Raw genomic sequence first — 17,857 nt, forward strand, 5'->3', positions numbered from 1 at the left:
GTCACGGTCCCTTCGGGTCGTCGTTGGGCATGACGGCGGTGGCCTTCGCCGGTTCGACGGACAGGCCGGGCACGATCGTGTTGATGGGGATGGTCACCGTGGCGGTGACCGCGTCGGCGCCCGCGGCCACGGTGATGACCGCCGGGAGTCCTTCGCGGATCGCGGCGTGTCCGGCCGCCTCGCCCCGGCCCCGGTGCTGGGCCTCCACGCGGGCCGCCGTCCGGGCGGCGGTGTCCGCCTGTTCGTGGACGTACGCGATCCAGCCCAGCTGGATCCCGCACAGGGCGACGAACAGCAGGATCGGCACGAAGCCGATGTACTCCAGGGCCACCTGCCCCCGGTCGGAGCGGATGTTCCGTCGTCTCATGTCACTCCTCCCGCTCCATCGCCGCGCCGCCCTTGCCGTCGATCCGGCCGAAGTCGAGGCCGGGGAAGAGCACGGGGATGCCGAGGCTGACCTTCGCCGTGTAGACGTCCCCGGCCCGGCCGCACTCGACCTCCGGCCCCCAGGCGCCCCCGATGTGCTCGACGGCGGCCGCCTCGCACGCCCCGTCGCCCTTGACCGCCCCCGCCCGCGCCGCCTCGTCGGCCGCGTTGCCTGCGAGGGAGAACGCGTAGCCGATCAGTACGCACTCCCACACCGCCGCCACGAGCAGCAGGATCAGCGGCACCACGCCGACGAACTCCACGGCCACCTGGCCCCGGTCCCGGCCCCGCTCGTCCCGCCACCGCCGCACCGGTCAGTCCCCCCGCCCGCGCCGCAGCCGGGCCACCGGTCCGGCCGCGCGGACCGCCAGGACGGACCCGGCACCCGCCCGGGCCGGGGCGGCGGCCCGTTCCGGCGCCGACAACAGCCCCAGTTCCCCCGCCACCGCCCACAGCGCCTGCTTGACCGTCGAGCGGTTGTCGAGGTCCTGCACCCGGCCGGCGTCCACCACGGCCTGGAGTTCCTTGAAGGCGGCGGGGACCGGCGTACGCACCGGCCGGGTCTTGGTGATCTTCTCGATCAGCGAGGGCTGGATCTCGGTGTGCTTGCTCCAGCGGTTGACCACCACGGCGGTGTCCTCCGCCTTGCGCACCTGGAGCCGCTCCCACATCCGGACCATCCGCTTGACCGCCCGTACGGAGACCACGTCCGGGGTGGTGACGAGCACGGCCACGTCCGCCTGTTCCACGGCGGCCGCGTTGGCTCCGGTGACCTGGGTGCCGCAGTCGATGACGACGAGCTCGTAGCGGGCGCGCAGGGCGCTGATCACCTGGCGGGCGGCCCGTTCGTCGACCTCCTCGCCCCGCTCCCCCTCCGCCGGGGCCAGCAGCAGCGCGAGGCCGGTTCGGTCCTCGTACACGGCGTCCTGGAGGACCCGGGGGGAGATGTCCTGGATGCCGGCGAGGTCGGCGATGGAGCGGCGGAACTGCACGTCGAGGTAGGAGCCGACGTCCCCGGCCTGGAGGTCGAGGTCGACCAGGGCGGTACGCCGCCCCGAGGCGGCGGCCGCCAGCGCGAACTGGACGGCGGTGAAGGTGGTGCCGACGCCGCCCTTGGCCCCGGTGACGGTGACGACCCGGCCGCCGGGGCCGGTGAACGCGTCCGCGCCCCCGCCCAGGTGGCGGCGTACGCCGACGGCCCACAGGGCGGCGGCCTGGACGCGGGCGGAGAGTTCCTCGTACGAGAGGGGCAGGGCGATCAGGCCGCGCGCCCCGGAGTCCATGGCGGCGGAGAAGAGGCCGGGTCCGGTGTCGGAGGAGAGCAGGACCACGCCCACGGCCGGGAAGCGCAGGGCGACTTCGCGGATGAGCTCCAGGGCGGGGACGGGGCCGATCCGCTCGTGGACGAGGACGACCTCGGGGAGTTCGTCGACGGACTCGGCGGCCAGGCGGCCCAGCATGTCGAGGAGGGAGGTGGAGTCGGGCACGGGCGGGGCGGGCTCGGCGTCCGGCAGCTGGCCGAGCAGGGCCGCGAGGGAGCGGGCGGCGTCCGGGTCGCCGGCCGCGGGGAGGATTCGAGTGGTCATCCGCGCCTCACTTGTCCCCGTCGAGGGTGTACGTGCGGTCGGCCGGGCTGGGTGCCGAGTCGGTGCCGGGCGCCACCAGGGCCAGCCGGACGTGCTCCGCGAAGGACTCGGCGTAGGCGACGCGCTGGGTGTCCTTCGTGTTCAGGGCGAAGGTGATCGGGACCGCCTCGGCGGGGCCCTTGCGGTCGCTGTCCTTGTCGAGGGCGGTGAGTTTGCCGACGCCCAGGACGCGGGCGTTGGCGACGATGATCACCGAGCGGGAGGGGTCGGTCTCCTTGGCGCCCTTGAAGGTGGCGATGATGTTGACCTTGGCGCCCGAGGTGATCTTGCCGGCCACGCCGGTGGCCGCGTCGATCATGATGGCGATCTCCTGCTCCCCGGCCTGGAGCTGCGGCTTGTCGACGAACATGTCGCTCTGGAGCAGGGAGCCCTTCTTCAGGGTGGTGAGCGCGATCTTGCCCTGGAGCGCGCCGAGATCGCCGACGGCGGTGTCGGACAGCCACCGCTTGGGGACCTTCACCTCTTCGAACTGGCCGGCCGTCAGGGCGCTGTACGGTGCGATGTCGCCCTTGACGCGGTACGCGACGACCTCGGAACCGACCTTGGAGTTGACGTCGCCGATGACGACGAGGACCCCGGCGAAGGCGGCGAGGGCGCACAGGACCGACAGCAGGAGCAGGATGACGCCGCGGCGCTGGCGTGAGTTCATGGGCCGTACTACCTCGCCGTTCTTCGTTCGTTCGGGCGGTCAGGATCCGGATCTGGAGCGGGCGGCGGCCGCCTCGGGCGGGGGTGCGGCCAGGGGGGCGGCGCAGAAGCCGCAGCGGTCGCCGATCAGTTCGAAGCCGCACCAGCCGCACTCCTCGCGGCGGACCGAGGCGACCAGCTGGTGGAGCACGGACACGTCCGGGATGGCGGCGGCGAACTCGACGAGTTTCGGGGTGGCCCACCAGCGGGCGGAATCGGCGGGCAGCGGGTTCTCCATGACTCCCCGCACCTGCCAGGCGGGGGCCAGTTCGGCCGCCACCCAGTCGGAGGACAGCTGGCCGCGCGCGAAGGTGAGGTGGGTGGCGAAGGCGGGCCCGGGCGGCGGCGCGCCCGCCGCGGCGGTGCCGAGCCGGGCCAGGTGCGGTGCCGGGTGGGCGAGTACGGCGAACTGGGCGCCGGGCGACCAGGAGCGGGCGTGCGCCTTGAGGCCGACCGGGATCCGGTCGAGCTTGGCGACGGAACCCAGCAGGGCGCCCGCGTGGATGTAGTGGGACAGCAGCCGGGCGGCCGAGGCGATCACCCCGGGGCTGAAGTCGCAGACGGTGAGCTGGCGCAGCTGACGCACCAGCACGGCCGTGGCCAGCGGCGGCAGATCGACCTCGAGGAGCGCGATCCGGTCGGTCTCCAGGACGGCCCGCACGGTGCGCAGCCGGCGCGCGGTGGCCGGCGGCAGCCAGGACGGTACGACGGCGACGAGATGCCCGTGCCGCTCCAGCAGGGCGGTGGTCTCGGCGAGCGAGGCCTCGAGGCCGGACTCGGCCGGTGTGCGCAGTACGGCGGCGCCCGGAGTGTGCCGGTCGGGGGCCGGCAGCACCAGATCGGCACTGGTGACAGCGATGGCGGTCGGCACGCGAATCCCCCCGTTCACCCTCTGCGCGGCACCCGTCCGCCCGGCCGTCCGCCGGACTTCGCGTACGCGCGCATGCTGCGCGACCGCAAACGATCGACGCCCTTCCCCCTTGCCCGAGCACCATATCCGCGACGCCCCTGACAGGGCAGGGGCTTGAGGATTCCCGTGCCGGAAGCACATGTCGCAGGAGGCGGGAAACCCGGACAACAGGGATCGGGGCTCCGCGCATTTCAAGCCACATTGCAAACACTCTTGACACGGGGATTGGTCTGGACCAACTTGGCTGGCGCCAGCTCTCGGTCCCGGGGACCCCACTCCCCCGCGCTGCCCCCCCTTCCGCTCCTCCCCTTCCTCCCCCCACGGAGCCCACGTGAACCGCATACGCTCCCTCGCCCTGCCGGTCGCCGCCGCCCTCGCCGCCGGCGGGCTGACCGCCCTCGCGGCGGGTCCCGCCCGGGCCGCCGACGTCAACGTCGTCCGCAACGGCGGCTTCGAGTCCGGCCTCGCCAACTGGTCCTGCTCGAACGGCAGCGGCGCCTCCGTCTCCTCCCCCGTCTACGCCGGGGCGGGCGCCCTGAGGGCCACCCCAGCGGGCTCGGACAACGCCCGCTGCAGCCAGACCGTCACGGTCAAGCCGAATTCCACGTACACGCTCAGCGCCCAGGTGCAGGGCTCGTACGTCTACCTGGGCGCGACCGGCACCGGCACCCAGGACGTCTCCACCTGGACCCCCGGCTCGGACGGCGGCTGGCAGAAGCTGTCGACCACCTTCACCACCGGGCCGGACACCACCCGGGTCACCGTCCACACCCACGGCTGGTACGGCCAGCCGGCCTACACCGCCGACGAGTTCAGCGTCCTCGGCCCGGACGGCGGCGGCCCCGCCGATCCCGGACCCGGCCTGCCGGGCGCGCCCGCGGGGGCCGCCGTTTCCGGCCAGAGCCAGAACGGGCTCACCCTTTCGTGGAACGCGGTCGGCGGGGCGAGCGGCTACCACGTCTACCAGGACGGGGTCCGCGTCCAGACGGTGGCGGGCACCTCCACCCCCGTCACCGGGCTCGCGGCCGGCACCTCGTACTCCTTCCAGGTGAGCGCGTACAACGCGGCCGGAGAGGGCCCCAGGTCGGCTCCGGTCACCGGCACCACCACCGGGGGCGGCGGTCCGAACCCGAACCCCTCGGTGCCCCGGCACGCGCTGACCGGCTACTGGCAGAACTTCAACAACGGCGCGGCCGTCCAGAGGCTCTCCGACGTCTCCGCGCAGTACGACATCATCGCCGTCTCCTTCGCCGACGCCACGGCCACGCCCGGCGCCATCGCCTTCAACCTCGACTCGGCGGGACTCGGCGGCTACACGGTCGCCCAGTTCAAGGCGGACGTCGCCGCGAAGAAGGCCGCCGGCACGTCGGTCATCCTCTCCATCGGCGGCGAGAAGGGCACGATCTCGGTCAATGACTCCGCCTCCGCCACCAACCTCGCGAACTCCGCCTGGGCGCTGATGCGGGAGTACGGCTTCACCGGGATCGACATCGACCTGGAGAACGGCCTCAACCCGACCTACATGACGCAGGCGCTGCGCGCCCTGTCGGCCAAGGCCGGCCCCTCGCTGGTCCTGACCATGGCGCCGCAGACCATCGACATGCAGTCCACGCAGAACGGCTACTTCAAGACGGCGCTGGCCGTGAAGGACATCCTGACGGTCGTGAACATGCAGTACTACAACAGCGGCGCGATGAACGGCTGCGACGGCAAGGTCTACGCGCAGGGCTCGGTGGACTTCCTGACGGCGCTGGCCTGCATCCAGCTGGAGGGCGGCCTCGACCCCTCCCAGGTGGGCATCGGCGTCCCCGCCTCGCCGAGCGGCGCGGGCAGCGGCTACGTCTCCCCGACCGTCGTCAACAACGCCCTGGACTGCCTGACCAGGGGCACGGGCTGCGGGTCCTTCAAGCCGTCGAAGACCTACCCCTCGCTGCGCGGGGCGATGACCTGGTCGACCAACTGGGACGCCAAGGCGGGTAGCACCTGGTCCAACGCGGTGGGTCCGAAGGTCCACGCACTGCCGTAGGCGGTAGAGGTGTGGGGTGGCTGATTCGGCCCGGTGAGCCCCTCAGGTTCTTGACCGGAACATGCCATGAGAGCACGCTGTGCGCGTCCGCACGGCTACCCCACACTCCCACCCAGGAGAACGCATGCGGCTCCACCACCGCCGGAGGGCCGCCGTCACGGCGGCCCTGCTGGCGCTCGCGCTCGGCGCACCCGCCTACGGCATGAGCGCGACGGCAGCGCCCCCGCCCACCCCGTCCACCGCCACCCAGGACGAAGCGATCGTCCAGTACGAGATCCACGGCCCGTCCACGGCCGCCGAACGCACGGCCCTGTTGCGCACCGGCGCCTCGATCGACGAGGTGGACGCCCACTCGGTCGTGGTCAGCGCCGACCCCATGCAGGCCCGCGCCCTGCGCGCGCTGGGCCACGAGCTCACCGCGCTGCCCGGCCCGCCGGACCGCAGCGAGCGGGGCGTGGCGGCCTCCCCGATGGACTTCCCCCCGGCGGACTCCAGGTACCACAACTACGCCGAGGCCAGTGCGGAGATCGACCAGCGCATCGCCCAGTACCCCGGGATCATGAGCAAGCGGGTCATCGGGAAGTCGTACCAGGGCCGGGACCTCGTCGCGATCAAGATCAGTGACAACGTCGGCACGGACGAGGCCGAACCCGAGGTGCTCTTCACGGCCCACCAGCACGCCCGCGAGCACCTGACCGTGGAAATGGCCCTGTACCTGCTCAAGGAGTTCGGCTCGAAGTACGGCAGCGAGAGCCGCGTCACGAACATGGTCAACCAGCGCGAGATCTGGATCATCCCGGACCTCAACCCGGACGGCGGCGAGTACGACATCGCCACCGGCTCCTACCGATCCTGGCGCAAGAACCGCCAGCCCAACAGCGGCTCCTCGTACGTCGGCACGGACGAGAACCGCAACTGGAACTACAAGTGGGGCTGCTGCGGCGGCTCCAGCGGCAGCAAGAGCTCCGAGACCTACCGCGGGCCGGCCGCCGAGTCCGCGCCCGAGGTCAAGGCGGTCTCCGACTTCGTCCGCGGCCGGGTGGTCGGCGGCAAGCAGCAGATCAAGGCCGCGATCGACTTCCACACGTACAGCGAACTGGTGCTGTGGCCCTTCGGCTACACCTACAACGACACCGCGCCGGGCCTGACCGCCGACGACCTCGCCGTCTACAAGAAGATCGGCACGAGCATGGCCGCCAGCAACGGCTACACGCCCGAGCAGTCGAGCGACCTGTACATCACCGACGGCACGATCGACGACTGGCTGTGGGGCGACCAGAAGATCTTCGGCTACACCTTCGAGATGTACCCGTCGAGCGGCGGCGGCGGCTTCTACCCGCCCGACGAGGTGATCGACCGCGAGACGGCGCGCAACAAGGAAGCCGTGCTCCAGCTGCTGGAGAACGCGGACTGCATGTACCGCTCCATCGGCAAGGAAGCCCAGTACTGCACCGCGTGACGCGGACGGGCCCGGCCGGGGCGCCCCACCGCCAGGGGGGCGCCCCCTCGCCGCGTCAGCCCAGTACCGCCAGGGCGTCGATCTCGATCAGCAGCCCGGCCGGGAGGCCCACGTACACCGTGGTGCGGGCGGCGGGGGCCTCCTTGAGGCCCTGCTCCTCGAAGTAGGCGTTGTAGATCTCGTTCATCTCGGCGAAGTGCCCGGTGTCGGTCAGGTAGACGCGGATCATCATCACGTCGTCCCAGTTCGCCCCGCCCGCCTCCAGCACGGAACGGACGTTCTCCAGCGTCTGGAGGGTCTGCTCGCGCAGCGTCGGCCCGGCCGTCGTGGGCGGCTGCCCCTCGGCGTGCGGCAGGTAGCCGACCTGGCCGGCGACCTGGAGGATGTTGCCCTTGCGGACGCCGTGCGAGAACTTCGCGGGCGGGGCGGGGTGGGACTCGGGGGTGACGGCGGTCTTCTCGCTCACGAGGGTCCTCTGCGTTCGTATCGGTGCGGGGTGTTTCCCCCCGCTGATGGTCTCAGCGGGGCGCGGTCCCCGGGGGGCCCGTTCGACCGGTTCGCGAGGACGGGCTACCGCCCCGCGGGACCCGGCTCCCCCGGCGGCGGCCGCCTCCACCCGGCGGAACCGGCACGGCGTTGACCCTCGTCCCCCCGGGTGTTAGACCACAGGCACCACGCGCAGCACACCCGCACCACCCCCAGGAGGACCCCATGGCCAGCGACGCAGTCCGACGGCTCGCCGACGAACCGGTCGACCACCGGTTCAAGGGCCTCCCGCCGGACGCGCAGGCGGCGGGCCTCACCGTCGGGGAACTCGCCGCGCAGGGCCGCGACCTGTACGACGGCGGGTTCACCACTCCCGTCCTCACCCTCGACGCCGACGCGCTCGCGCACAACCTCACCGTGCTCGGCGAGTACTCCGCCCGCCACGGCCTCGCGTTCGCGCCCCACGGCAAGACCTGCATGGCCCCCCAGCTCTTCGAGCGCCAGCTCGCGCACGGCGCCTGGGGCATCACCGCAGCCGTCCCCCACCAGGCCCGCGTCTACCGCGCCTTCGGGATCCGGCGCGTCTTCCTCGCCAACGAGCTCGTCGACCCCGCCGCCCTCCACTGGGTCGCCGCCGAACTCGTCGCCGACCCCGGCTTCCGGTTCGTCTGCTACGTCGACTCCGTGCGCGGGGTCCGGCTCATGGACCGGGCCCTCCGGGGGCGGGGCGCCGTGCTGGACGTGGTCGTCGAGCTGGGGGCCGGCGAGGGGGCGCGCACGGGTGCCCGTACCGACGAGGACTGCCGGGCCGTCGCCGACGCCGTCGCCGACGCCGGCACCCTGCGCCTCGTCGGCGTCGCCGGGTACGAGGCCGAGGTGCCCGGCGCCGACGCGGACCGCGTGCACGCCTGGCTGCGCCGGCTCACCGGCCTGGCCGCCGAGTTCGACAAGGCCGGGCGGTTCGGACCGGACGTCGAGGAGATCGTCGTCAGCGCGGGCGGGTCGGCCTGGTTCGACGCCGTCGCCGACGTGTTCGCCGAACTGCCCGCCCTGTCCCGGCCCGTCCTGAAGCTGCTGCGCTCCGGCGCGTACGTCTCCCACGACCACGGCTGGTACGGCCGCCTGACCCCCTTCAACCGGGTTCCCGAGGAGGGCGGACTGCGCCCCGCCTTCCGGCTGTGGACCCAGGTCGTCTCCCGCCCCTCCCCCACCCAGGCCTTCGTCAACGCCGGCAAGCGCGACATCGCCTACGACCTCGGGCTGCCCGAGGCCGAGCTGGTCCGCGACGCCCTCGACGGCACCGAGCGGCCCGCGACCGGCGTCCGCGTGGTCAAGCTGTCCGACCAGCACGCCTGGCTGGAGACCGACTCCGCCGACGACGTCCAGGTCGGCGACTGGGTGGCGCTCGGCATGTCGCACCCCTGCACCATCTTCGAGAAGTGGCCGCTGATCCCGGTCGTGGAGGCCGACGGCACGGTCACCGACTACGTACGCACCTTCTTCTAGCCGTGGACCTCCTCGTCCGGGGCGCCCGCGTCGTCGACGGCACGGGCGGGCCCTCGTACACCGCGGACGTCGCCGTGCACGAGGGCCGGATCGCCGCGATCGGCAGGATCCCGGGCGGCGGACGGCGCACCCTCGACGCGCACGGGCTCGTCCTGGCCCCCGGGTTCACCGACATGCACGCCCACAGCGACCTGGCACTGCTGCGCGACCCGGACCACAGCGCCAAGGCCGCACAGGGCGTCACCCTCGAGGTCCTCGGCCAGGACGGCCTGTCGTACGCGCCCGCCGACGAACGCACCCTGGCCGGCGTGCGGACCGCCATCGCGGGCTGGAACGGCCCCGGTGACGACGTCGACTTCGACTGGCGGACCGTCGGGGAGTACCTCGGCCGGCTGGACCGGGCCCACGGCGGACAGGGCATCGCGGTGAACGCCGCCTACCTCGTGCCCCAGGGCACCGTGCGGGCGTACGCCCTCGGCTGGGACGACCGCCCCGCCACCGCCGCCGAGCTCGACCGGATGCGCGGGCTCGTCGCCGAGGGCCTGGAGCAGGGCGCCTTCGGCATGTCCTCCGGGCTCACCTACACCCCCGGCATGTACGCCTCCGGCGCCGAACTCACCGAGCTGTGCGCGGTGGTGGCCCGGTACGGCGGCTACTACTGCCCGCACCACCGCTCGTACGGGCGCGGCGCGCTGGACGCCTACGCCGAGATGCTCGCGCTGAGCCGCGCGGCCGGCTGCGCGCTGCACCTGGCGCACGCCACCATGAACTTCGCGGAGAACGAGGGCCGGGCCCCCGACCTGCTGGCCCTGCTCGACGCGGCCCTCGCCGACGGCGCCGACGTCACCCTCGACAGCTACCCGTACACCCCCGGCTGCACCACCCTCGCCGCGTTGCTGCCCGGCTGGGCGCACGAGGGCGGCCCCGAGGCGCTGCTGGCGCGGCTGCGCGACGAGGACACCGCCGGACGGATCCGGTACGCCCTGGAGGTGACGGGCTCCGACGGCTGCCACGGGGTGCCGGTGGACTGGGCTTCCGTGGAGGTCTCCGGTACGAACGACCCCGCGTACCGGGGGCACGTCGGCACCCGCCTCGACGGCTGGGAGACCGCGCGGCGGCTGCTGCTCGGGGACCGGCTGGGACCGACCGTGCTCCAGCACGTCGGCCACGAGGGGAACGTCCGGGCGATCATGCGCCACCCCGTCCACACGGGCGGCTCCGACGGGATCCTGCACGGCGCGAAGCCGCACCCCCGCGCGTACGGGACCTTCCCGCACTACCTGGGGCACTACGTGCGCGAGCTGGGCGTGCTGTCCCTGGAGGAGTGCGTGGCCCACCTGTCGGGCCGCCCGGCGGCGCGGCTGCGGCTGCCCGACCGGGGGCTGGTCCGCGAGGGGTTCCGCGCCGACCTGGTCCTCTTCGACCCGGAGACGGTCGCGGCCGGGTCCACGTACGAACGGCCGCGCGCGCTGCCCACGGGGATCCCGTACGTCCTGGTCGACGGACGGTTCGTCATGCGGGACGGGACCAGGACCGGCGTCCTGGCCGGACGGGCGGTTCGCCGAACCCCTGTCGGACCGTAGGACTTTGGTCCCGGAGGGCGTATGCGCCCGGCACATACGATGAACGGCATGGCCGCCTTCCTGCTCCCCGCCCTCCTCTTCCTCGCCTTCTGCATAAGCACCTTCAAGGACCGCCGCCGCTTCAGCAACGCGGTGCTGTTCGGCCTGACCTTCATCACGCTGTCGGCCGCGCTGCTCTTCCAGGTGACGGCGCTGCCGGGGTGGGCGGCCCTGACGATCATCGCGATCGCCCTCACGGCGCCCGCCCTCGGCACCATGGCGATCGGCGGCTTCCTGATCGCCAACGGCGTGACGATGATCCGCAAGGAGGGCCGCCGTCCGGCCAACCTGCTGTCGATGGTCGCGGGGCTCGGGATCTTCGGGATGATCGCGCTGCTGGTCGTCGTCCCCCTGTTCCGCTCCACCGTCCTGAACGGCATGGCCGCGACCCTGACCCTGGTCGTCGGCTACGTCTCCTTCCTCTTCCTGTGCTTCCTCGGGTACGCCTTCCTCTACGGCCGGATCAAGGTGCGCGGGGACGTCGACCACGTGGTGATGCTGGGCTCCGGCCTGGTCGGCGGGGAGCGGGTGCCGCCGCTGCTGGCCTCGCGGCTGCGCAAGGGCAGGCGGATCTACGAGGCCCAGCTGGCCCGCGGCTCGCGCCCGCCGGTCCTGCTCGTCTCGGGCGGCAAGGGCTCCGACGAGCGGGTCTCCGAGGCGCGGGCGATGGCCGACTGGCTGATCGCGGAGGGGGTTCCCGCGGAGGCGATCACGCTGGAGGAGAACTCCCGCACGACCGAGGAGAACATGCTCTTCTCGAAGGGGATCATGCTGGCGGCGAAGCCGGGCTACCGGTGCGTGGTCGTCACCAACAACTTCCACGCCTTCCGGGCCGCGATGCTGGCCCGCAAGACGGGGGTCAACGGGCAGGTGGTCGGCTCGCCGACGGCCCGCTACTTCCTGCCGAGCGCCACCCTGCGCGAGTTCGTGGCGGTGTTCTGGGAGCACCGGACGGTCAACCTGTCGATCTGCGGGGCGCTGGTCGCGGTCGGCGCGCTGGCGACGCTGACGGCCGCCGTCTCCCCTGCCTGACGCTCCCCTCGCCGGGAGGCGGCGCCCCGGGCCGGGCGCCCTCGGGGGCCCGACGTGCGTTCATGGGGCCGGAGCCGGAGTATGGGGGCCTGGGGGGCACCGTAGGAGGTATCCGATGGACAGTGAAGCCAACGAGCAGCCCACCCGGTCGGACCGGCTCTTCACGGGTGGGGAGCGCGCGTACGACCCCGAGGACCTGGTGATGGCGACCGGCCACGACCCGACTCCGGAGCGGGTCGAGAAGGCGCGGAAGCTGATCGAGAAGGAGGGTCCGCAGGTCATCGAACGCTTCCTGCCGTAGGGCGGGTCCGGCCGGATGACGCTGCCGGGGTCCACGGCCCGGGTCGCACCCCGGGCCGTGGCCTCACGGTGACCCTCTGCGAAGCTGTGAGGCACGTTCCAGCACGGGAAGGGACCGACCCGCATGCCCCAGGTGAAGCTGACCACCAGCCTCGGCACGATCGTCATCGACCTCCACGAGGAGGAGGCGCCGGCCACGGTCGCCAACTTCCTCGGCTACGTGGAGAGCGGCCACTACGACGGCACGGTCTTCCACCGGGTGATCCCCGGGTTCATGAACCAGGGCGGCGGGTTCACCGCCGACATGCGGCAGAAGCCCGTCCGCGAGCCGGTGCGCAACGAGGCGGACAACGGCCTGCGGAACACCCGGTACACGGTGGCGATGGCCCGCACGAGCGTCCCGCACTCGGCGACGTGCCAGTTCTTCGTCAACACCGCCGACAACCCGGCCCTGGACCACACCGCCCCGACGCCGGACGGCTGGGGGTACGCGGTCTTCGGCACGGTCAGCGGGGGCCGGGACGTGGTCGACGCCATCGCCGCCGTCCGTACCGGACGCGCGGGCGGCCACGGTGACGTCCCGCTGGTGCCGGTGGTGATCGAGAAGGCGGAACCGGTCGCCTGAGCGCCGGCGCGGCGGCTGCGGCGGACCGGGCCGAGCCGGGCCCGGGACGCGGGCGGGCGGCGTGCGCCACGGGTCCGGCGCATCCAGAATCGGTGGAGGCTCGTTAGCGCTCCGGGGGGACGCCCTACGGAGGTCACATGAACAGCGTTGCCGTCCCGGTCACTCCGGTCTTCCCGGTCTCCCCGGTCCCGCCGGTCGACTGGGACCACCCGACGGATCCGCATCCCGGGCCGCGCCTCGATCACGTACGCGCCTACGTGTCGAGCGGGGGCACCGACGGTCACCTGTGGCGCGGGGTCCCGACCCTGCTCCTGACCACCCTCGACCGTGCCACGGGCCGGCCGGTGCGCACGCCGCTGATCTACGCCGAGGACGAGGGCCGGTACCTGGTCGTCGCCGCCGGCTCCGGCGGGCGCCGCCACCCGTCCTGGTACGGGAACCTCACCGCGCACCCGGAGGTCCGCCTCCAGGTGGGCACCCGGACGTTCGCGGCGTGGGCGCGCACGGCGGACGCGGTGGAGCGGGAGACGTACTGGGAGGCGCTGACCGCGCTGTGGCCGCTGTACGACGACTACCAGGAGCGCGCCCGGCCCCGCGAGCTGCCGCTGGTGATCGTGGAGGGGTGACGGGCGGCCCCGTCCCGTCGAGGCGAATCGATACGCCCGCGCCGTGGACGGGGCGCCCCCGCGACGGACACGTGCAGGATCAGCCGACGGTCCGGGTGTCCCGGAACCCCTTGACGACGAGGTGCACGGCAAGGGCCACCTCCCACGCGAACACCGGGAGCGCCGCCAGCGAACCGGGCACGGAGAGCTGCGCGTAGAGCCCGAACATCACGGCGACGGCGGAGGCGCAGATCAGCGGGCCCCCGACCAGCCCGAGCACGGCGATGGGCCGGGGCACGAGCCGCGAGCGGTACATCAGCCGGGCCAGCAGGGCGGTGTTCAGGCCGAGGGCGACGTTGGGGCCGAGCAGGAACGTCCAGTCGTGGACGGCCACCAGCACCGCGCCGGCGGCACCCGGCTCCACCGCCTCCCGGCGCAGGGTCGTCAGGGTGAGCACGGCGACGATGCCGAGGAGGATGACGACCGCCTCCACGAGGCGGGCGCAGACGTACCCGAGCGCGAGGTCCTCGCCCCACCGCCGGACCACCGGGTACAGCACCGCTCCCGTGCCGGCCACGGCGGCGACGAGCACCAGTTCGCAGAGCACGCCGAGCAGCGCCCGGTCCACCGCCCCCGCCCCGGCCCCCGCTCCGCCGCCGAGCAGGGGCCGGTAGAGGACGGCCCCCGCGATCGCGGCGGCCTCGGTCACCAGGAACAGCACCCCCGCGACGACCGCCGTACGTCTGTCCGCGTCCATGCGCGACCCCTCCCCTGCGGAGGTGTACGGCGTACACCTCTCTGCCTGCCCGGAACCATAGGTGTACGACGTACACTCGTCAAGCGGAGGAGCAGGGGAGGAAGGGAGGGGCCGGATGACACGGCTGAACCGGGAGCGGGTCCTGCGGGCCGCCGTCGCGCTCGCCGACGAGAGCGGGATCGAATCGCTCAGCATGCGCAGGCTGGCGCAGGAGCTGGACGTCGTACCGATGGCGCTCTACAAGCACGTGGCCAACAAGGAGCAGCTCCTCGACGGCATGCTGGACTCCGTCGTCGCCGGGATCGACCCCCCGGAGCCCGGCCCCGACTGGCGGGACGTGGTGCGGCGTCGGATCCTTTCCGCCCGCCGGGTCCTGCTGCGCCACCGCTGGGCGTACCGGGTGCTCGAGTCGCGCGGCGTCCCGACGCCGGCGGTGCTGGAGTACCTGGACTCGATGATCGGGGCGTTCCGGGACGGCGGCTTCTCGGCCGACCTCACGCACCACGTGATGCACGCGATGGGCAGCCGGCTGCTGGGCTTCAGCCAGGAACTGTTCGACGACTCACGCGGCGCCGGCCCCCCGGACCCCGCACTGGCGGAGCGCTACCCGCGCATCGCGGAACTGGCCGCGGCGGCCGCGCACGACGGGGACTCCGTGGTGGGCGGGGGCTGTGACGACCAGTTCGAGTTCGAGTTCGCGCTGGACCTGATGCTGGACGGCTTCGAACGCCTCCGCGAAGGCGGCTGGAGCTCCACCCGCTGAAACGGCCGCCCGGAACCGGCGGCCGCCGCCGGATCGGGATGTCACCTCACGCGTGGTCGTACACCGTCACCGCCACGTCCCGCGCGCAGAGCGCCCCGGTGACGATCGGCTCGATACGGGACCACCTGCCGCCGGCGAGCCCGCAGCCGATGCGGGGCATGTGGACGCTCGCGCCCAGCTCCAGCGCGTGGCCGGCCAGCGCGCCGAGGCAGCGCTCGACGGCGTCGTAGCGGATGGGCGGGCCGCCGCTGCCGGTGCGTATCCCGCGCTGGCCGACCATGTTGGCCACCCACACGTCGGGCCGCACCCGCACCACCTGCACCGCCCCGAGCCCGAAGTCGTTCCCGGCGCGCCCCCGGTGCCAGGCCCTGAACGCGGCCTCCGGCTCGGGCCAGCGCCGCGAGAGCGCGAGGACGAAGCCCTTCCCCCACCCGCCGATGTCGTTGCAGACGTGGGCGATCAGCTTGGGCCCCTTGGCCTGCGGACTCGTCGCGTCCCCGGAAACGATCCTCAGCGGCTCCATGCCCCCACGGTAGGCGGGGGCACTGACGACGGGTCGCCGCGAACGGCGTCCGGGGTGACGAGCGCAACACCAGGCCCGGGGGCGCGGCCGGGTTTCCTCATTCCGCAGGCCGGGCGGCGGACGGGCCGCCGTTTCAAAGGGTGGACGGCGTCTGCGCCCTCCCATCGCGCGAAGTGGGACATTTCCCTCGATGGAATTCCCCCGGAACGTTCGAGCGGGCGGGCGGCGGGGCCCGTAAGCTCCCGTCATGCAGGTGATCCAGTCAACGAAACTCGCCAATGTCTGCTACGAGATCCGCGGACCCGTCCTCGAAGAGGCGATGCGGCTCGAAGCGGCAGGTCATCGCATCCTCAAGCTGAACACCGGCAACCCCGCGGCCTTCGGCTTCGAGTGCCCGCCGGAGATCCTCGAGGACATGCTCCGCAACCTGGGCAACGCCCACGGCTACGGGGACGCGAAGGGCCTGCTGTCGGCGCGGCGAGCGGTCATGCAGCACTACCAGACCAAGGGCATCCACCTGGACGTCGAGGACATCTACCTCGGCAACGGCGTCTCCGAGCTGATCCAGATGTCGATGCAGGCGCTGCTGGACGACGGCGACGAGGTCCTCGTGCCCGCCCCCGACTACCCGCTGTGGACGGCTTCCGTCTCGCTGGCCGGCGGCACCGCCGTGCACTACCGCTGCGACGAGCAGTCCGACTGGATGCCCGACCTCGCCGACATCGAGCGCAAGGTCACCGACCGCACCCGCGCGATCGTGATCATCAACCCGAACAACCCGACCGGCGCCGTCTACGACGACGAGATGCTGCGGGGCCTGACGGACATCGCGCGCCGGCACAACCTGGTGGTCTGCTCCGACGAGATCTACGACCGGATCCTCTACGACGGCGCCACGCACACGAACACCGCCGCGATCGCGCCCGACCTGCTGACCCTGACCTTCAACGGGCTGTCCAAGAACTACCGCGTGGCCGGCTACCGGGCGGGCTGGATGGCGGTCTGCGGGCCCAAGAAGAACGCCTCCTCGTACATCGAGGGCCTGACGATCCTGGCGAACATGCGCCTGTGCGCGAACATGCCCTCGCAGCACGCCGTCGCCACCGCCCTGGGCGGGCGCCAGTCGATCGTCGACCTGGTGCTGCCGGGCGGCCGGCTGCTGGAGCAGCGCGACACGGCGTACGACCTGCTGACGCAGATCCCGGGCATCACCTGCGTGAAGCCCAAGGGCGCGCTGTACCTGTTCCCGAAGCTGGACCCGGCGGTCTACAAGGTCAAGGACGACCGGCAGATGGTCCTCGACCTGCTGCGCGCCGAGAAGATCATGGTCGTGCACGGCACGGGCTTCAACTGGCCCGAGCCCGACCACTTCCGGATCGTGACCCTGCCCAGCACCAAGGACCTCGCGGACGCCGTCACCCGGATCGGCCGCTTCCTGGACGGCTACGGGCAGCCGTAGCGTCACCGGCCCGCGCTCCAGCCGTGGTCAGCCAGGATTCGACTCAACCTTAGACCGGTTCCAATGTAGGATGGCCTCCTGACCCAGCAGGAGGCCTCCTCATGTACGAGCCGATCCGCCCCAAGTCGGTCGTCCACCGAGTGGACGGCAACCACACCGACGCCCATTACCCGCAGAGCAGCCGGGGCGAAGCCCTCGACATCCAGCTCGCCGGGCACCTCTCCGCGCTGCTCGCCGTCACCGACGAACTCGGCCTCGACGACGACGGCGCCGTCCGCATCGCCGCCCAGGTCACCCGCCTGCGCGGCTCCCACCCCGTCCGCATCGCCTATCCCGCGCTGGCCGACGGGGCCGACAGCCGCACCCTCCACCGCCGCGCCCGCGACCTCGCCGCGCGCGCCCTGCTCGTCGCCGCGTCCCGCGCCGACACCGCCGCGGCGATCCTCGCGGCGCAGCGCATGGACGCCCACACCGCCGCCCTCGAAACCCCGGACCGGGCCGGCGCCCACTGACGGCCCCGGTCCGGGACCGCGCAGGCTCCGGACCGGGCGCCATGCCCCGCGGGGGCGGAGCTGAGGCCGCACGCCCCCCGGTTCCGCGCCGCTAGGACTCCCCCGGCTCCCCGACCCCCGTCACCCCGCACCACACGCGGGCCCCCGCCGCCCACACCGGGCCGACGGCCTCCGCGCGGGCCGGCGGGGCGCCGGCGGCCAGCCCCCGGAGGGGGACCAGGGCGCGGGCCTCCCGGGCGTCCGGCAGCGAAGGCGGTCCGTCGCGGAACGCGACCGTGGCGACGTACGAACCCTCGCCGCGGGCCTCCACCACCGCCACCGCGCGCCGGCTCGGCGGGTCGATCCGGCAGTCGGTGATCCGTACGTCCGGCGGTGCCGCCGCCGGGACCGGGGAGCCGCCGGCCCAGACGTACAGTCCCAGCGGGGCGAACACCAGCAGGCAGGACAGCCCCGCCAGGCCCACCACCCACCCCTGCCACTTCAACGCACCCGCGCCCACGCTCACGCCCATCC

The 17,857-nt window shown here is 73.0% G+C and carries 20 protein-coding genes; 11 read left to right on the forward strand and 9 right to left on the reverse strand.

Going from position 1 to position 17,857, the window contains the following annotated elements; genetic code table 11:
• Window position 1 precedes the first annotated feature (1 nt).
• Genes ACZ4WZ_RS18250 through ACZ4WZ_RS18270 form a run of 5 tightly spaced genes read right to left on the reverse strand, consistent with a single transcriptional unit; the run spans window position 2 to window position 3,630 of the window.
• Window positions 2-367 carry a TadE/TadG family type IV pilus assembly protein gene (locus ACZ4WZ_RS18250; protein ID WP_467891407.1) on the reverse strand — a complete coding sequence of 122 codons (366 nt, stop codon included), beginning with the start codon at window positions 365-367 and terminating at the stop codon, window positions 2-4.
• Between the two features lies 1 nt (window position 368).
• On the reverse strand, window positions 369-737 hold the full coding sequence (locus tag ACZ4WZ_RS18255) for a TadE family protein (RefSeq protein ID WP_467891409.1): 369 nt from the start codon (window positions 735-737) through the stop codon (window positions 369-371).
• A 3-nt stretch (window positions 738-740) separates the two neighbouring features.
• Window positions 741-2,012 (reverse strand): AAA family ATPase, encoded by a 1,272-nt coding sequence (locus ACZ4WZ_RS18260; protein WP_467891411.1) that lies wholly within the window; start codon window positions 2,010-2,012, stop codon window positions 741-743.
• Between the two features lie 7 nt (window positions 2,013-2,019).
• Window positions 2,020-2,721, reverse strand: coding sequence for a Flp pilus assembly protein CpaB (cpaB, locus tag ACZ4WZ_RS18265; protein ID WP_467891413.1), 702 nt, complete (start codon window positions 2,719-2,721; stop codon window positions 2,020-2,022).
• Between the two features lie 39 nt (window positions 2,722-2,760).
• On the reverse strand, window positions 2,761-3,630 hold the full coding sequence (locus ACZ4WZ_RS18270; RefSeq protein WP_467891415.1) for a hypothetical protein: 870 nt from the start codon (window positions 3,628-3,630) through the stop codon (window positions 2,761-2,763).
• 370 nt (window positions 3,631-4,000) lie between these two features.
• On the opposite strand from ACZ4WZ_RS18270, the gene ACZ4WZ_RS18275 reads away from it, so the two are divergent.
• Entirely contained in the window at window positions 4,001-5,695 is a 1,695-nt protein-coding gene (locus ACZ4WZ_RS18275; protein ID WP_467891417.1) for a chitinase, read from the forward strand.
• A 124-nt stretch (window positions 5,696-5,819) separates the two neighbouring features.
• The gene (locus ACZ4WZ_RS18280; protein ID WP_467891420.1) at window positions 5,820-7,154 is read left to right on the forward strand and encodes a M14 family metallopeptidase; all 1,335 of its coding nucleotides are present in this window, start codon (window positions 5,820-5,822) and stop codon (window positions 7,152-7,154) included.
• Between the two features lie 55 nt (window positions 7,155-7,209).
• Here ACZ4WZ_RS18280 and ACZ4WZ_RS18285 read toward each other — a convergent pair whose 3' ends face one another.
• Window positions 7,210-7,620, reverse strand: a complete 411-nt coding sequence (locus ACZ4WZ_RS18285; protein WP_467891422.1) for a RidA family protein — start codon at window positions 7,618-7,620, stop codon at window positions 7,210-7,212.
• 245 nt (window positions 7,621-7,865) lie between these two features.
• Here ACZ4WZ_RS18285 and ACZ4WZ_RS18290 point away from each other — a divergent pair, with 245 nt between their 5' ends.
• The 6 genes from ACZ4WZ_RS18290 (at window position 7,866) to ACZ4WZ_RS18315 (ending at window position 13,351) form a co-directional block, all read left to right on the forward strand.
• Window positions 7,866-9,146 carry an alanine racemase gene (locus ACZ4WZ_RS18290; RefSeq protein WP_467891424.1) on the forward strand — a complete coding sequence of 427 codons (1,281 nt, stop codon included), beginning with the start codon at window positions 7,866-7,868 and terminating at the stop codon, window positions 9,144-9,146.
• A gap of 2 nt (window positions 9,147-9,148) precedes the next feature.
• Window positions 9,149-10,729, forward strand: coding sequence for an N-acyl-D-amino-acid deacylase family protein (locus tag ACZ4WZ_RS18295; protein WP_467891427.1), 1,581 nt, complete (start codon window positions 9,149-9,151; stop codon window positions 10,727-10,729).
• Window positions 10,730-10,777: 48 nt separating this feature from the next.
• Window positions 10,778-11,800, forward strand: a complete 1,023-nt coding sequence (locus ACZ4WZ_RS18300; protein ID WP_467891430.1) for a YdcF family protein — start codon at window positions 10,778-10,780, stop codon at window positions 11,798-11,800.
• Between the two features lie 115 nt (window positions 11,801-11,915).
• Window positions 11,916-12,101, forward strand: coding sequence for a hypothetical protein (locus ACZ4WZ_RS18305; RefSeq protein ID WP_388934334.1), 186 nt, complete (start codon window positions 11,916-11,918; stop codon window positions 12,099-12,101).
• Between the two features lie 123 nt (window positions 12,102-12,224).
• Complete coding sequence (locus ACZ4WZ_RS18310) at window positions 12,225-12,725, forward strand: peptidylprolyl isomerase (protein ID WP_467891432.1); 501 nt, start codon at window positions 12,225-12,227, stop codon at window positions 12,723-12,725.
• Window positions 12,726-12,862: 137 nt separating this feature from the next.
• Window positions 12,863-13,351, forward strand: a complete 489-nt coding sequence (locus tag ACZ4WZ_RS18315; RefSeq protein WP_467891434.1) for a nitroreductase family deazaflavin-dependent oxidoreductase — start codon at window positions 12,863-12,865, stop codon at window positions 13,349-13,351.
• Between the two features lie 79 nt (window positions 13,352-13,430).
• Here ACZ4WZ_RS18315 and ACZ4WZ_RS18320 read toward each other — a convergent pair whose 3' ends face one another.
• On the reverse strand, window positions 13,431-14,087 hold the full coding sequence (locus tag ACZ4WZ_RS18320) for a DUF4386 domain-containing protein (protein ID WP_467891437.1): 657 nt from the start codon (window positions 14,085-14,087) through the stop codon (window positions 13,431-13,433).
• A gap of 115 nt (window positions 14,088-14,202) precedes the next feature.
• On the opposite strand from ACZ4WZ_RS18320, the gene ACZ4WZ_RS18325 reads away from it, so the two are divergent.
• Complete coding sequence (locus ACZ4WZ_RS18325) at window positions 14,203-14,850, forward strand: TetR/AcrR family transcriptional regulator C-terminal domain-containing protein (protein ID WP_467891439.1); 648 nt, start codon at window positions 14,203-14,205, stop codon at window positions 14,848-14,850.
• Window positions 14,851-14,896: 46 nt separating this feature from the next.
• Here the strand turns inward: ACZ4WZ_RS18325 and ACZ4WZ_RS18330 are convergent, their stop codons facing one another.
• Window positions 14,897-15,373 (reverse strand): macro domain-containing protein, encoded by a 477-nt coding sequence (locus ACZ4WZ_RS18330; RefSeq protein WP_467891441.1) that lies wholly within the window; start codon window positions 15,371-15,373, stop codon window positions 14,897-14,899.
• A gap of 247 nt (window positions 15,374-15,620) precedes the next feature.
• Between ACZ4WZ_RS18330 and ACZ4WZ_RS18335 the strand changes: the two genes are divergently transcribed.
• On the forward strand, window positions 15,621-16,832 hold the full coding sequence (locus ACZ4WZ_RS18335; protein ID WP_467891443.1) for a pyridoxal phosphate-dependent aminotransferase: 1,212 nt from the start codon (window positions 15,621-15,623) through the stop codon (window positions 16,830-16,832).
• Window positions 16,833-16,933: 101 nt separating this feature from the next.
• Window positions 16,934-17,344, forward strand: a complete 411-nt coding sequence (locus ACZ4WZ_RS18340) for an SCO4983 family protein (RefSeq protein WP_467891445.1) — start codon at window positions 16,934-16,936, stop codon at window positions 17,342-17,344.
• 91 nt (window positions 17,345-17,435) lie between these two features.
• Here the strand turns inward: ACZ4WZ_RS18340 and ACZ4WZ_RS18345 are convergent, their stop codons facing one another.
• On the reverse strand, window positions 17,436-17,855 hold the full coding sequence (locus ACZ4WZ_RS18345; RefSeq protein WP_467891447.1) for a hypothetical protein: 420 nt from the start codon (window positions 17,853-17,855) through the stop codon (window positions 17,436-17,438).
• Between the last annotated feature and the right edge of the window lie 2 nt (window positions 17,856-17,857).

Source organism: Streptomyces sp. NPDC029122, assembly GCF_055569445.1.

What these genes read in the sequence shown, in the direction of transcription:
- ACZ4WZ_RS18320 (WP_467891437.1), bottom strand. Translation starts at nt 14,087, where the DNA reads ATGGACGCGGACAGACGTACGGCGGTCGTCGCGGGGGTGCTGTTCCTG.
- ACZ4WZ_RS18300 (WP_467891430.1), top strand. Translation starts at nt 10,778, where the DNA reads ATGGCCGCCTTCCTGCTCCCCGCCCTCCTCTTCCTCGCCTTCTGCATA.
- cpaB (WP_467891413.1), bottom strand. Translation starts at nt 2,721, where the DNA reads ATGAACTCACGCCAGCGCCGCGGCGTCATCCTGCTCCTGCTGTCGGTC.
- ACZ4WZ_RS18260 (WP_467891411.1), bottom strand. Translation starts at nt 2,012, where the DNA reads ATGACCACTCGAATCCTCCCCGCGGCCGGCGACCCGGACGCCGCCCGC.
- ACZ4WZ_RS18290 (WP_467891424.1), top strand. Translation starts at nt 7,866, where the DNA reads ATGGCCAGCGACGCAGTCCGACGGCTCGCCGACGAACCGGTCGACCAC.
- ACZ4WZ_RS18345 (WP_467891447.1), bottom strand. Translation starts at nt 17,855, where the DNA reads ATGGGCGTGAGCGTGGGCGCGGGTGCGTTGAAGTGGCAGGGGTGGGTG.
- ACZ4WZ_RS18340 (WP_467891445.1), top strand. Translation starts at nt 16,934, where the DNA reads ATGTACGAGCCGATCCGCCCCAAGTCGGTCGTCCACCGAGTGGACGGC.
- ACZ4WZ_RS18280 (WP_467891420.1), top strand. Translation starts at nt 5,820, where the DNA reads ATGCGGCTCCACCACCGCCGGAGGGCCGCCGTCACGGCGGCCCTGCTG.
- ACZ4WZ_RS18325 (WP_467891439.1), top strand. Translation starts at nt 14,203, where the DNA reads ATGACACGGCTGAACCGGGAGCGGGTCCTGCGGGCCGCCGTCGCGCTC.
- ACZ4WZ_RS18335 (WP_467891443.1), top strand. Translation starts at nt 15,621, where the DNA reads ATGCAGGTGATCCAGTCAACGAAACTCGCCAATGTCTGCTACGAGATC.
- ACZ4WZ_RS18305 (WP_388934334.1), top strand. Translation starts at nt 11,916, where the DNA reads ATGGACAGTGAAGCCAACGAGCAGCCCACCCGGTCGGACCGGCTCTTC.
- ACZ4WZ_RS18250 (WP_467891407.1), bottom strand. Translation starts at nt 367, where the DNA reads ATGAGACGACGGAACATCCGCTCCGACCGGGGGCAGGTGGCCCTGGAG.
- ACZ4WZ_RS18310 (WP_467891432.1), top strand. Translation starts at nt 12,225, where the DNA reads ATGCCCCAGGTGAAGCTGACCACCAGCCTCGGCACGATCGTCATCGAC.
- ACZ4WZ_RS18315 (WP_467891434.1), top strand. Translation starts at nt 12,863, where the DNA reads ATGAACAGCGTTGCCGTCCCGGTCACTCCGGTCTTCCCGGTCTCCCCG.
- ACZ4WZ_RS18330 (WP_467891441.1), bottom strand. Translation starts at nt 15,373, where the DNA reads ATGGAGCCGCTGAGGATCGTTTCCGGGGACGCGACGAGTCCGCAGGCC.